We start from the raw sequence: 13,510 nt of genomic DNA, 5'->3' as shown, positions 1-13,510 counted from the left end.
AAGGAGCGGAGATGGCGGTCAAGAAAATCAACCTGGCCCTGCAGGGCGGTGGCGCGCATGGCGCCTTTACCTGGGGGGTGCTGGATCGGTTGCTTTGCGAAGAGGATATTCATATCGCGGCCATTTCCGGGACATCGGCGGGCGCACTGAACGGCGCGGCGCTCAAGGCCGGTATGATCGAGGGCGGCCGGCAGGGCGCGCGGGATCGGCTGGATTGGCTCTGGCGCGAGGTTGGCGCCCGTCCGGATTTGCAACTGCCCGCCTGGATGCTGCCGTTTTCGCTGGGTGATTTCAGTCAGGCGCTGGAGTATTCTTGGCCGGTGATGGCGGCGGATGCCTGGTCGCGGGCGGTGTCGCCCTATGCGTACGGGCCGTTTTACAACAACCCCCTGCGATCAATTGTCGAGCAGTTCGATTTCGATGCGGTGCATGAGGAAGGCGGGAAAGGCCCCTGCCTCTTCATCTGTGCCACACGTGTGCGTAACGGCAAGGTGCGGGTGTTCAAGGACAGTGAAATCGGCACCGATGCCATTCTGGCTTCTGCCTGTTTGCCGACGGTGTTTCAGGCGGTTGAGGTGGAGGACGCGGAGACTGGCATGCGCGAAGCCTTCTGGGACGGGGGCTATACCGGTAATCCGGCGCTGTTCCCGCTGTTTAATCCGTCGCTGCCCGATGACATTTTGATCATCAACATCAATCCGCTGGAGCGGACGGAATTGCCGCGCACGGCGCAGGCGATCCAGAACCGGATCAATGAGATCAGTTTCAATTCCTCCTTGCTGCGGGAGTTGCGCGCCATCGAGTTTGTGCAGCGTCTGCTGGAGCGTGGTGCCCTGACGACCGACCAAAAGAGCCGCGTGTTGATCCATATGGTGGCCGATGATGCGTTGATGAACGAGCTGTCGGTGGCGACCAAGCTGGTGCCGACACCCTTTACCCTGTCACGCCTGAAATCTGCCGGTCAGAAGGCGGCGGATGCCTTCCTGACACATCACAAAAACGACCTGGGCAAGTGCAGCTCGGTCGATCTGGTGGATATGTTCCAGTAGGTTACGCGCCGTTTTCGGGAGGCTCGGAGGGGTCTTTGCCGTTGGGATAGACGAGGCCTGCGGAGATCACCAGTTTGGCGGCGTCTTCGACGGTCATGTCCAGTTCGATGATGTCTTTCGACGGGAAAAACAGCAAAAAGCCGGATGTGGGGTTTGGCGTTGTCGGGACAAAAATGCTGACCATGGGTTCGGCATTATTCGCCCGCGCGGCGATTTCGCCCTTGGTGCCGGTTGAAATGAACCCGATGGCCCAGATGCCGCGGCGCGGATATTCGATCAGGCAGGCCTTTTCAAAGCTCCGTTCGGATTGCGCAAAAACGGTTTCCGAGATCTGTTTGATGCCGGAATAGATCGACCGCACCACGGGGGTGCGCTCCACCAGGCTTTCGGCAAAGCGGATGAAGGACCGGCCGATGAAACCTTTGGCCATCCAGCCGACAATCACCGTGAAGATCAAGAAGATCACAACGCCGATGCCGCGGATGTTGATCTGGATTTCCGGATCGAGGCCGAGCCAATCCTGCAACACGCGGTCGGGTTGGTAGGATCCGGGCACGAGCGGCAGCACAAAACCGTCGATCCAGCCCACAACCGACCAGATCAACCAGATGGTCAGCCCCACGGGGGCAATGACAACAAGACCGGTCAGAAAGGATGCGCGCAAAGCGCTGAACAAGCTGCGTCTTGGGGTGGCCGGCTCTGGATCAAACGGAGTATTCATAACGCATCTCTACTGACGTGCCTCGTAGGTAGGCGCAATCCCACTGCTTCACAATGGCTTTGGCGGATCACGTGTTCAATTTCCCGTATCGCGGGAGAGGGCCATCAGTTCCGCTGCAATTTTAGCCGCAAGCCGGGCATTGTTGCGCACCAGTGCGATGTTTGCGGTGAGCGAGCGGCCCTCGGTCAGCTCAAAAATACGCTGCAACAAATAGGGTGTCACGGCCTTGCCCCGGATGCCATGGGAATCGGCGTCTTTCTGAGCTTGCGCGATGATGGGGGCAAGGGTCGGTGCGGGGATCTCATCGTCCAACGGGATTGGGTTCGCGACCAATTGACCGCCCGGCAACCCCAACTGGCCCCGCATATGATGCGCCCGGGCAATTTCTGCGGGCGTGTCCATGCGCAGCGGCGCCTTGAAAGGGGATGTGGCGCTCCAGAAGGCGGGGAATGCGTCTTGCCCGACGGCGATCACCGGCACGCCCTGAGTTTCCAGCACTTCCAGCGTCTTATCGACGTCCAGAATGGCCTTAGCGCCCGCGGCAACCACGGTCACCGGGGTCTGTGCAAGCTCCATCAGGTCGGCGGAGATGTCGAAGCTGTTTTCCGCGCCGCGGTGCACACCGCCAATCCCGCCCGTGCCGAAAACCTGGATACCGGCCAGATGGGCCGCGATCATCGTTGCGGCCACGGTTGTGGCGCCGGTGCCGCCGGTTGCCATGCAGGCGGCCAGATCCGCGCGGGAGAGTTTGGCCACCCCCTTGGCCTGGGCAAGGAGCTGCAGTTGCGCATCGTCCAGACCAATGTGCAGCGTGCCATCGATGACGGCGATGGTTGCGGGCGTGACATCCGCGGCGCGAATGTCATTTTCCACCTGTCGCGCCACTTCCAGGTTTTGTGGATAGGGCATGCCATGGGTAATGATGGTGCTTTCCAGCGCAACGATGGGTTTGCCCGCGGCCTTGGCAGCGGCCACTTCGGTTGAATGGATCATCGGCAGGGCAGTCATAGGGCGGTCTCTCCAGATACATAGGTGGCGGCGGCCTGCAGCGCGCGGCGCAGGGCGTCTTCGGCATTGGCACCGGTTGCGTCGGCGGCGATATGGGCGGCCATGAAGGTGTCGCCCGCACCGGTCACGCGGGTCACCAGGACTTGCGGTGGGGTTTGGGTCAGCAGGCCGTCTTGTCGGCCTTCGGTTGCGTCCGCCCCCCCATCGGTCACCAGCACCCGCGCAGCACCGCGTGCGAGCAGGCCTTCTGCTGCACCGCGCGAGGTGTCGAAACTGCGCTGGCAAAGCAGGCTGGCCTCTTCGAGGTTCACATATAGCGTGCCGCGCCCCGATTGCACAAAGGGCGCGAGGCGTTCTGCCTTGCCGGGCGAGGCGGGGGCGACACGCAGGTCCGCCTGCGCCAGCAACGGGCTGCGGGCGATGTCGCTGAGCAGATTGAGGGTCAGGTTGCCATCCAGTGCGACCAATCCTGTGTAGGGGGCGTCCACCGTGGCCAGCCGCCCATCCGACAACGGCGAGAGGATTTTGGCCCCTGCGGCTTCCAACGAATGGGCATCCGCGATGGCTGCGATCAGCCCATTGGCGCCCTCGACGGCCATATAGACATCGGTGGGCAGATCATCAGACCGATACACCGTCTCGGTAATCATCCCGCGCGCCGCACAGGCAGAGATCAACTCATCCCCTTCCGCATCCCGGCCAATGGCCGTGAGCAGCGCCGGGGTCAGCCCGAACCGCGCCAGCGTCATCGCGATATTCATGGCCACGCCGCCCGGCAGACGGGTGATGCGCCCCGGCACATCCGACCCCTGACGCATCGCGCTGGCCGATCGGCCAATGACGTCCCAGAGCACGGAGCCGATGCAGAGAATATCAGGTGTCATTGTCATGAATGTCTTGTGACCGGGAAACCCAGCGGGTTCAAGGGCGTGTCAGCCGGGCACTGCGAATGTCAGCGCCGCCCAGAGAGTTTCCCAGACCGGCGCGCGCTCGGAGCTGCCAGCGGCATCGCTGGGGCGCAGGACAACGGCGTCAAAGAGGTAGCTGTGACCGGGGGTGACCGGGATGGTGGCCTTGCCATCGCCATCCGTGCGGGTGAGGGTGACGGTGACCTGATTGTCCGGCGCGAGGTCAAAGACTTCGATCTGCGCGTCAGGGCGTGGCGCCCCCTGGTAGTCAACGCGCACCTGCATCTGACCGTCGAAGCCCGGATCATAGGGGTTGGTCAGCGCGACAAACTCCGTGGCCAGCCCATAAGCGCGGTCCGCCCCCAGACCGTCACCGACGGCCATCAGGGATTTGGCATGGCGCGTGTAGCTTTCCCGGAAATCCTGCTGGGGCCAACCGGCGGCCGCGTGATCCGCTGCCGCATTCGGGAAATCCTTGTGTTTTGCAAAGGCCAGGAATTTTTCCCACGTCTTATAGGTCAGCGAGGAGGGGGCCGTTTCATGCAAAATGACCAGCAACCCTTCATCTGGCGCGGTCGTCGCCAGGGCGGGCGTGTCGCCAATGCGGCCTTCGACGGGGAGCAGTGCATTACCTTGGGCCATTTCAAACCGGGTAAAGCGATTTTCGAACCACGCCAGCGCGATGCCTTTGAAATTTTCACCATTGCGCAGGTTGGCCACGAGCGCCGCGCCCGGTTCAACTTGATATTTTTTTGGCTCAATCCAAAACTCATGGCTAACCGCTGACGTACCAGTTAGCAGTAGCATAATTATTAAAAGTCGAGAGAGCATGATGACTTCATCCTTCAGAACCCTTGTGACAAAGCTGTTGCTTTTGCTGGCGTTGTCAACCGCTGGTGCCTGGGCATCCCTATCGCGCGTGATGGCGCATGAACTGGTACCGACCATTGCCGATCTGACCGTTGTGGATGGGCAAAGCGTGGTGCTGGATTTCCGGATCAATCTTGAGGCCTTCCTTGCCGGGGTCGATCTGGATGTCGCGGAGAACACCGATGATGATGCCGCCGGTGAGACCTATACGACCCTGCGGGGTCTCTCAGGCGCCGATCTGGCAGCACGGGTGCCGCAGTTGGTTGAATTCTGGAACACGGTGCCCCTGGCCGAGAGCAGTGCGCCGCTCGCATTCGGAATAACGAGCGTGGAGGTGCCGGACGACCTAAGCGCAGAGCTGCCGCGCATATCATTGCTACGGTTGACGGCGCAAATGCCCGATGCGGCCAGTACGATCACCGTGAATTGGCCCAAAGGATCCGGTGCGCTGGTGCTGCGGCAGCAAGGGGTCGAGGAGCCCTTTACCGGCTATCTTACCGGGGGTGAAAGCAGCCCGGCGATTGCCTTTGGCGGTGGTGGCGCACAGAGCCTGATGGGGGCGTTCCTGGCCTATATCCCTGTGGGCTTCGATCACATTCTGCCCAAAGGCCTCGACCATATCCTGTTTGTGCTGGGGCTGTTCTTTCTCAGCACCAAATTAGGCCCGCTGGTCTGGCAGGTCAGCGCCTTCACGCTGGCACATACCGTGACGCTGGCCCTGGGGGCTCTGGGGCTGGTGAAGATTAACCCGGGGCTTGTGGAGCCTTTGATTGCGGCGTCGATTGTGTTTGTGGCGGTTGAGAACATCTTTACCTCTGGCCTCAACCCATGGCGACCGGTGGTGATCTTTGCGTTTGGGCTGTTGCACGGGTTGGGCTTTGCCTCCGTGCTAGGCGAGTTCGGCCTGCCGGAAGGTCAGTTCGTGCCGGCATTAATCGGCTTCAACATCGGGGTCGAAATTGGCCAGCTGACCGTGATCGCGATCGCCTTTGCTGTGGTCGGATGGTTTGCGCGCAAGGAATGGTACCGATCGCGCATTGCCGTCCCGGCGTCCTGTGTGATTGCCGCCGTCGGCGCCTATTGGTTTGTGGAGCGGGTATTCCTGTAGCGGGTCAGCCCATGGCCGCGATCAAAACGCCAAGGGCCTGGCTCGGGTTCTCCGCGTGCCAGATTTCGTCACCGAGGCCAACGAAGTCGGTGAAAGGGGCGAGGGTGCGCATCATGTTTTCGTCGAGCGCCCCTTCGGCCACCACGGGCACTTCGATGACCTCGGACCACCACTGGAAGAGATCGATTTCGGCAAAACTGCCATCGCCGAGGCTGGAGGCCTGCACCGGGCCGAAGCTCACATAGTCGGCACCTGCTTCGCCCGCGGTCATGCCATCGTGGCGCGAAGTGGCGCAGAAACAGCCGACGATGGCCTCGTCGCCAAGCGCTTTGCGGGTGTCACGGACGGATCGGGCGGCATCCGTCAGGTGCACGCCGTCGAGGCCCAGACGGTCAGAGAGCAAGGTGTGATCGCTCAGCACCAGCGCGATGTCGCGGGCATGGGTGATCTCGCGCAAAGCGTCCGCCGCACGGGACAGGCGATCTTCATCCCGGGTAGCCATGGAAAGGCGCACACAGGCAACAGGATGTACATCCAGCACCGCGGCCAGCACGTCGGGAAAGCTGCTTAACTCAAACTCGGCGGGGGTGATCAGGTAAAGCTGCGGCTGTTCGGGCGTGTCCATGAGCGGGGTCCTTCGGAAGTCTGCGCAGAGCAGTAGCGCAAGCGTTGGGAAATGAAAACTTTAATGCCTTCGGCGAGGATATTTTTGGCCAAGAGAAAGCGCGCGTGGTTGCGAGCGGGCAGGGGGCGACGTATGAGGCCTTTATGAGCGAGCCTGTTGAACAACCGCAGATCCCGGCCTTTGTGCTGGTGCGCCCGCAGATGGGCGAAAACATCGGTGCTGCTGCGCGCGCGATGTGGAATTTTCGCCTCGACAGGATGCGCATTGTTGCCCCCCGCGATGGCTGGCCCAACCAGAATGCTGTGGCCATGGCCAGCGGTGCCGGGCGGTTGCTGGACGAGGCCCAGGTGAGTGAGGATCTGGCCACATCTATTGGGGACTGTGCGTTTGTTTTTGCGACGACGGCGCGGGCGCGGGATCTGACCAAACCGATCTTCAGCCCGGAAGCGGCGATGCGCCTTGCGGCTGAGAAAATTGCCCAAGGTCAACGGGTTGCCGTACTTTTCGGGCCGGAGCGTGCCGGGCTGGAGAACGAGGATATCGCGCGGGCCAATGCGATCATCTCCGTGCCGGTCAATCCGCAGTTTGCCTCCCTGAACCTCGCGCAATGTGTGCTGCTGGTAGGGTACGAATGGATGCGCGCCGTGGGTGATGTGACGCATCACATCACCGAGATGGCGGGTACGGATTGGGCCGAAGCCATCGAGGTTGAGCATCTTGCCAACCATTATCAGGACCGGCTGGAAGAGGCGGGGTTCTTCTTCCCCGATCACAAGGCCCAGTCGATGCGGACGAACCTGCGCAACATGTGGAGCCGGATGCCTTTGACCCGTGCGGATGTGCAAATGATGCACGGCATGATGCGGCAATTGATCCGGTGGAAAACGCGCGACGACTAGACGCGCTGGACCTGCCCGGCCACAGGTTCTAGGTATGCAGCGCGAAGGATGACAAGGACGCAGACATGAGCAGCAAGCGCAAGCTCTTTGAAGAGGTAGACAGTGCCGATGCCGCCCGGCCGGTGACGCAGCCGGGACTGATCGATCAGGGCCATGGGGGTGCGCGCGGGGCCATTCGCGTCTGGCTGATGATGCTCTTTGCGCTGGTGTTTATCATGATCGCCGTGGGTGGGTTGACCCGGTTGACCGACAGCGGTCTCAGCATCACCGAATGGCGCCCGATCACCGGGGCGCTGCCGCCGATGTCGGTCGCGGAATGGGAAGCGGAATTCGCCAAATATCAGGCCATCGACGAATTCCGCATCCAGAACCAATGGATGCAACTGGATGATTTCAAAGTCATTTACTGGTGGGAATGGGGTCATCGTCAGCTTGGGCGCGTGATAGGTGTGGTCTGGGCTTTGGGCTTTGGCTGGTTCGCGATCCGGCGTCAGATCCCCACGGGCTGGACCCCGAAACTGCTCTGGCTCGGCGCGCTTGGCGGCGCGCAGGGGGCCATTGGCTGGTGGATGGTGTCATCGGGCGTGACACAAGGTGAAGGCACCACGGATGTGGCCAGCTACCGTCTGGCGACGCATCTTGGCCTGGCCTTCGTGATCTTGGGGTTCATTGCCTGGTATGTGATGGAATTGGGGCGCAGCGCCCGGGACCTCATGCAAGCGCGGCGCGCGAAAGAAGCAAAGCAATGGGGCCTGTCTACGGGGCTTTTGCATTTCGCCTTTCTGCAAATTCTGATCGGTGCGCTGGTTGCGGGCATCGATGCCGGGCGCAGCTACACCGACTGGCCGCTGATGGGGGGGCAGATCCTGCCTGCAAGCGCCTTCAATCTTGAGCCTCTTTGGCGTAATTTCTTTGAAAGCCCGGGGCTGGTGCAATTCATCCACCGCGTCACAGGCTATCTGTTGGCAGCTTTTGCCGTGGTGGTCTGGCTGCAGGGGCGCAAGTCGTCACATGCAAACACGCGGTTTGCCTTTAACGCTGTGCTTGCGGCGACGGCCCTGCAAATCGTCATTGGCATCGCGACCGTCCTTTATGGGGCGCCGGTGTACATCGCTCTGGTTCACCAGCTGATGGCCGTCATTCTGTGGGTCCTGATCCTGCGCGCGCGCTTCCTGAGCGGCTATCCCATTGCCACATCCCTGAGAGGACCTTCCACATGACTGCCTACGAAAATCTGATGGCCTTTGCCCGTGAAACCCAGGCGCTGTCGCTGATCGCCGGGCGTCTGGAATGGGATCAGGAAACGATGATGCCGCGCGGTGCGGCCCCGCAGCGGGGGGAAGAATGCGCGGCGATCGCCAGCGTCCTGCACGCGCGCCGGATCGACCCCAAGGTTGCGGATTGGCTGAACGCGCTGGAAACCGAAGAGCTGGACGGCGTGGCCAAAGCGCAATTGCGTCACATCAGGCGCAGTCATGACCGCGCCAGCAAAGTGCCGGCAGCCTTGGCCGCGACAATCGCCCGCGTCACATCACAAGCGCAGGGCACTTGGGCGGAGGCGCGCGCGGCGGATGATTTTGCGGCCTTCGCGCCAACGCTTGAGGAGGTGATCAAGCTGAAACGCGAAGAGGGACAGGCGCTCGCCAATGGCGGTGACATCTATGATGCCATGCTGGCCGATTATGAGCCCGGGACCACCGGCGCGCAGTTGGAGGCGATGTTCGGCGCGTTGCGTCCGGAGCTTTCTGCACTGCGGACAGCGGTTCTGGCGGCGGAGGCCCCGGCGCAACTGACCGGCACTTTCGATGAAGCGGCGCAGATGAAACTGACACGCAAGCTGGCGAAAGCTTTCGGCTACGACATGACGCATGGGCGCGTCGACAAGGCCGTGCATCCGTTCAGTTCGGGGTCGGGCCTTGACGTGCGCATTACCACCCGGACCAACCCCGAGGATCCGTTCAACTGCTTTTATTCGACAATTCATGAGGTTGGCCATGCTGCCTATGAGCAGAACATTCATCGCGATTATCTGCTGACGCCCCTGGGCGAAGGGGTGTCGATGGGGGTGCACGAAAGCCAAAGCCGCATCTACGAAAACCAGATCGGGCGCAGCCGCGCCTTTACCGGGTGGCTTTACGGCGAGATGCGCGATGCCTTTGGCGATTTCGGTATCGCCGATGAAGATGCGTTTTATGCCAGCGTAAACCGTGTATCGGATGGCTATATCCGCACTGAAGCGGATGAGCTGCAGTACAACCTGCATGTTCTGCTGCGTTTTGATCTGGAGCGTGCGTTGATGTCGGGGGACTTGCAGGTCAGTGATCTTGAAGCTGCCTGGAACGACCGATTTGCGGCAGACTTCGGATTTGCGGTCGACAAGCCCTCTAACGGTGTGCTGCAGGATGTGCATTGGTCTGTTGGTCTCTTTGGCTATTTCCCGACCTACAGCCTGGGCAATGTCTACGCCGGTTGCCTGCATGAACCGATGCGCGCGGCCCTGCCAAATCTGGATGGACAACTGGCGCAGGGCGATACGTCCGGAGCCACGACCTGGCTGCGAGAAAACGTGCAGACCCATGGAGGGCTTTATGAGCCACGGGAAGTCATTGCCAATGCGCGCGGGGCTGAGCCTTCCGAGGCGCCACTGCTGGCCTATCTAAAGGAAAAATTCACCGGCATTTACGGTCTTTGAACGTCAGAGGAGTGCCATGCGCTCCGCCCGCTCCATATCCGGATAGGGGCGGTAGAGCGCGAACTCTGCTGTCGCGATCAGATCGTTCACCGCGCGATGCTTTTCCGCGACATCGTCGTCATGCGCACCGGTCAACCGGAAGGCGTCATCCAGTTGCGCCAGACCATCTACTTCGATCTCCAGCATGAAATCGCGGTAACAATCCGCGGCCAGGTTCAGTTTGCGCCGCATCAGGCGCCACTCACCGATCACCCCGGCAGTGCTCAGATGCCCCAGCCACTCGTCCAGCGCCTTGGCAAAGAGCAGGGCCTTTGCATCGTCTTTCAACGTGATCATGCAGCAATAGATATTCATCCGGTCACCTCGCGCAGCTTTTGCGCAATGGTGCCGTCAAACTGTTGAAAAGCGGTTAAGCCTCGTCGTCCGTGCCGGTTTCGGCATCGCCCTGATCGGCGATCCAGGCGACGCTGACGACCTCTTCGCCCTTGCCTGTGTCGAAGACTTTGACACCGCCCGCTGATCTAGAGCGGAAGGAAATCCCATCGACAGGCACCCGGATCGACTGGCCCTTGGAGGTGGCCAGCATGATCTGATCGTCCATCTCGACGGGGAAGCTTGCCACCAGCGCCCCCCCGCGCATCGCCTTATCCATCGCCTGCACACCCATGCCGCCGCGCCCGCGCACGGGGTAATCATGGCTGGAGCTGAGCTTGCCCGACCCACTTGCGGTCAGCGTCAAGATCAGGTTTTCCGCCGCTGACATCTCGGCATAGCGTTCGGGGCTGATGGTGGCGTTGGCGTCGGTCTCTTCCTCGTCCGAAGTGCCGCCATCGGCATCATCGGCCAGCCCGGCCATCGCCCGCCGCATTTTGAGATAGGCGGCGCGTTCGTCGGAGGTGGCATCAAAATGGCGGATGATGGACATGGACACGACCTTGTCCTGACCGGTCAGCTTGACGCCGCGCACGCCCACCGAACTGCGGGAGTTGAACACGCGTACATCCGTCGAGGGGAAGCGGATCGCTCGCCCCGAGGCGGTGACCAGCATCACATCTTCATCCGGCGAGGCGATGCGCGCGTTAATGAGGGTGGTGTTGGCGTGTTCGTCCTCGAACTTCATCGCGATCTTGCCGTTGGATTTCACATTGGTGAAATCGCTCAGCGCGTTGCGGCGGACCGTGCCCGCGGAGGTCGCGAACACAATCTGCAACTCGGACCAATCCTCCTCGTCGCGGTCAATCGGCAAGATCGCCGCAATCGACACACCAGGTGGAATCGGCAGGATATTGACGATGGCCTTGCCCTTAGACGTGCGCCCGCCCTGCGGCAAGCGCCAGGTCTTGAGCTTGTAGGCCATCCCGTCGGTGGTGAAGAACAAGAGCTGCGTATGCGTGTTGGCGACAAAGAGGGTGGTGACCACGTCCTCTTCCTTGGTCTGCATTCCGGCCAGACCTTTGCCGCCGCGGCGCTGACTGCGGAAATCGGCCAAGGGCGTGCGTTTGATATAGCCGCCGGAGGTCACGGTCACGACCATGTCTTCGCGCGCAATCAGATCCTCGTCGGCCATGTCGCCGGACCAGTCGACGATCTCCGTCCGCCGCGGCACGGCGAAAAGCTCGCGCACTTCGCGCAGCTCATCTGCGATGATGCCCATGATCCGGTCGCGGGAGCCCAGAATTTCGAGGTATTCCTTGATCTTGCCGGCCAGCTCTTCGAGCTCATCGGTGACTTCCTTGACGCCGATCTGGGTGAGACGCTGCAGACGCAGCTCCAAAATGGCGCGCGCCTGCGCCTCGGAGAGGTTATAGGTGCCATCGTCGTTCGCCGTGTGGGTCGGATCGTCAATGAGCGCGATGTAGTCAAGGATTTGTGCGGCAGGCCAGCGGCGGGTCATCAGTTTTTCTCGCGCTTCGGCGGCGTCGGCGGAGGCGCGGATGGTGGCCACCACCTCGTCGATGTTGGTCACGGCGACAGCCAGACCACACAAGATATGGCTGCGCTCGCGCGCCTTGCGCAAGAGATACGCGGTGCGGCGCGCCACGACATCCTCGCGGAAGTCGATGAAATAGGTGAGGAACTTGCGCAACGTCAGCTGTTCCGGCCGCCCGCCGTTCAGCGCCAGCATGTTGCAGCCGAAATAGGTCTGCATCGGTGTGAAGCGATAGAGCTGGTTCAGCACGACCTCTGCCGTGGCATCGCGTTTCAGCTCGACCACAACCCGCACGCCATTGCGATCGGATTCGTCCTGTACATGGGCGATGCCCTCGATCTTCTTGTCGCGCACCTGTTCCGCGATTTTTTCGATCATCGTGGATTTGTTGACCTGATAGGGGATCTCGTCCACGACGATGGCCCAACGGTCCTTGCGCAGCTCTTCAATGCGCGTTTTTGCCCGCACAATGACCGATCCGCGGCCCTCAAGGTACGCTTTGCGCGCGCCGGACCGGCCCAGCATGATGCCACCCGTTGGGAAATCGGGGCCCGGGACGTATTCAATGAGTTGTTCGGAGGTCAGATCGGGCTCTTCGATCAGCGCCAGCGTCGCATCGACCACTTCGCCAAGGTTGTGGGGCGGGATGTTGGTCGCCATCCCCACGGCGATGCCGCCCGCGCCATTGACGAGCATATTGGGGAAACGGGCAGGGAGCACGGTCGGCTCCTGCTGCTTGCCATCATAATTGTCCTGAAAATCGACCGTATCCTTGTCGATATCCGCCAGCAGGTAGGCGGCGGGCTTGTCCATGCGCACTTCGGTATAGCGCATCGCGGCAGGGTTATCGCCGTCCATCGAGCCGAAGTTGCCCTGACCGTCCAGCAGCGGCAGCGACATGGAGAAATCCTGTGCCATGCGCACCAGCGCATCGTAGATCGCGCTGTCCCCGTGCGGGTGGTATTGACCCATCACATCCCCCACGGGCCGCGCGGATTTGCGGTACGCCTTGTCGTGGCTGTTGCCGGTTTCATGCATCGCAAAGAGGATCCGGCGGTGCACCGGCTTCAATCCGTCGCGCAGATCCGGGATTGCACGGCTGACAATGACCGACATCGCATAATCGAGGTAGGATGTGCGCATCTCATGCTCGATGCTGACCGACGGGCCATCGTAAGTGGGCCGTTCAGGTGTCATTTCATCATCATTTTCAGGGGGTTGTGGTGTGTCGCTCACGTATGCTGCCCATCTTTGCCGCAGGGTCTATATCTTGTGGATTAACCTTATCAGAGGGGACATATAAGGTGCAATCCCTCAGTTTGCGCGCAGTTGGCAGCCGCAAGCATAAAGTGCTAGTACATTGTTTTCATTGAAAAGTAATTTGTTCGTGGCATTCTGGTGAAATGTAGCAGTCAAGAGGACAAGAAATGCCCCTATCTGAGACCGAACTGATGTTGAAAGGGTACGGCCTGACCACGGCGGAATTCTTCTATCACATGCCCGACTACACGCATGTGCTGAATACCTTCGTCTGGCAGGAATATGACATCGCGCCGGACCATCCCAAACTGTTTGAATTCGTCGAATTCTGGCAGTCGGAAATCGAAGGTCCGTTGCATTCAGTGCGCTTTACCCACCGCAAGATGATCGGCGCGGGTGAATGGCGCAATGTCACCGGTGAGTTTACCCTGCACTAGACC

General features: G+C 60.9%; 13 protein-coding genes. 6 read left to right on the top strand and 7 right to left on the bottom strand.

Features of this window, described 5'->3' with window-relative positions; all coding sequences use genetic code 11:
* Positions 1-11: 11 nt before the first annotated feature.
* A complete protein-coding gene (locus Q1A20_RS00690) occupies positions 12-1,049 on the top strand; it encodes a patatin-like phospholipase family protein (protein ID WP_299404650.1) in 1,038 nt (345 codons plus the stop codon).
* 1 nt (position 1,050) lies between these two features.
* Here the strand turns inward: Q1A20_RS00690 and Q1A20_RS00685 are convergent, their stop codons facing one another.
* The 4 genes from Q1A20_RS00685 to Q1A20_RS00670 all read right to left on the bottom strand — a co-directional run bounded on the left by Q1A20_RS00685 (position 1,051) and on the right by Q1A20_RS00670 (position 4,493).
* The gene (locus Q1A20_RS00685) at positions 1,051-1,770 is read right to left on the bottom strand and encodes a DUF502 domain-containing protein (protein WP_299404652.1); all 720 of its coding nucleotides are present in this window, start codon (positions 1,768-1,770) and stop codon (positions 1,051-1,053) included.
* 75 nt (positions 1,771-1,845) lie between these two features.
* Positions 1,846-2,778, bottom strand: a complete 933-nt coding sequence (locus tag Q1A20_RS00680) for a pseudouridine-5'-phosphate glycosidase (protein WP_299404655.1) — start codon at positions 2,776-2,778, stop codon at positions 1,846-1,848.
* Positions 2,775-3,668 (bottom strand): PfkB family carbohydrate kinase, encoded by an 894-nt coding sequence (locus Q1A20_RS00675; protein ID WP_299404657.1) that lies wholly within the window; start codon positions 3,666-3,668, stop codon positions 2,775-2,777. Before Q1A20_RS00675 ends, Q1A20_RS00680 begins: the two co-directional genes overlap by 4 nt.
* 42 nt (positions 3,669-3,710) lie before the next feature.
* Positions 3,711-4,493, bottom strand: a complete 783-nt coding sequence (locus Q1A20_RS00670; protein WP_367180861.1) for a DUF4198 domain-containing protein — start codon at positions 4,491-4,493, stop codon at positions 3,711-3,713.
* 25 nt (positions 4,494-4,518) lie between these two features.
* On the opposite strand from Q1A20_RS00670, the gene Q1A20_RS00665 reads away from it, so the two are divergent.
* Complete coding sequence (locus Q1A20_RS00665) at positions 4,519-5,664, top strand: HupE/UreJ family protein (RefSeq protein WP_299405174.1); 1,146 nt, start codon at positions 4,519-4,521, stop codon at positions 5,662-5,664.
* A gap of 4 nt (positions 5,665-5,668) precedes the next feature.
* On the opposite strand, the gene Q1A20_RS00660 is transcribed toward Q1A20_RS00665, so the two are convergent.
* Positions 5,669-6,289: a thiamine phosphate synthase gene (locus Q1A20_RS00660; RefSeq protein ID WP_299404662.1), complete on the bottom strand. Its 621-nt coding sequence runs from the start codon at positions 6,287-6,289 to the stop codon at positions 5,669-5,671.
* Positions 6,290-6,432: 143 nt separating this feature from the next.
* On the opposite strand from Q1A20_RS00660, the gene Q1A20_RS00655 reads away from it, so the two are divergent.
* The 3 genes from Q1A20_RS00655 to Q1A20_RS00645 all read left to right on the top strand — a co-directional run bounded on the left by Q1A20_RS00655 (position 6,433) and on the right by Q1A20_RS00645 (position 9,880).
* Positions 6,433-7,188 (top strand): RNA methyltransferase, encoded by a 756-nt coding sequence (locus Q1A20_RS00655; RefSeq protein WP_299404665.1) that lies wholly within the window; start codon positions 6,433-6,435, stop codon positions 7,186-7,188.
* Positions 7,189-7,253: 65 nt separating this feature from the next.
* A complete protein-coding gene (gene ctaA, locus Q1A20_RS00650; RefSeq protein WP_299404668.1) occupies positions 7,254-8,408 on the top strand; it encodes a heme A synthase in 1,155 nt (384 codons plus the stop codon).
* A complete protein-coding gene (locus tag Q1A20_RS00645) occupies positions 8,405-9,880 on the top strand; it encodes a carboxypeptidase M32 (protein ID WP_299404670.1) in 1,476 nt (491 codons plus the stop codon). The genes ctaA and Q1A20_RS00645 overlap by 4 nt, the downstream gene beginning before the upstream one ends.
* Positions 9,881-9,883: 3 nt before the next feature.
* Here Q1A20_RS00645 and Q1A20_RS00640 read toward each other — a convergent pair whose 3' ends face one another.
* Complete coding sequence (locus tag Q1A20_RS00640) at positions 9,884-10,234, bottom strand: DUF6614 family protein (RefSeq protein WP_298969627.1); 351 nt, start codon at positions 10,232-10,234, stop codon at positions 9,884-9,886.
* Between the two features lie 55 nt (positions 10,235-10,289).
* On the bottom strand, positions 10,290-13,007 hold the full coding sequence (gene gyrA / locus Q1A20_RS00635; protein ID WP_299404673.1) for a DNA gyrase subunit A: 2,718 nt from the start codon (positions 13,005-13,007) through the stop codon (positions 10,290-10,292).
* Positions 13,008-13,237: 230 nt separating this feature from the next.
* On the opposite strand from gyrA, the gene Q1A20_RS00630 reads away from it, so the two are divergent.
* Positions 13,238-13,507 carry an usg protein gene (locus Q1A20_RS00630; RefSeq protein ID WP_299404675.1) on the top strand — a complete coding sequence of 90 codons (270 nt, stop codon included), beginning with the start codon at positions 13,238-13,240 and terminating at the stop codon, positions 13,505-13,507.
* Positions 13,508-13,510 lie beyond the last annotated feature (3 nt).

The sequence above is a fragment of the uncultured Roseobacter sp. genome, assembly GCF_947501835.1.
Lineage (GTDB): Bacteria > Pseudomonadota > Alphaproteobacteria > Rhodobacterales > Rhodobacteraceae > Roseobacter.
This window is presented reverse-complemented; position numbering and strand designations above follow the sequence as displayed.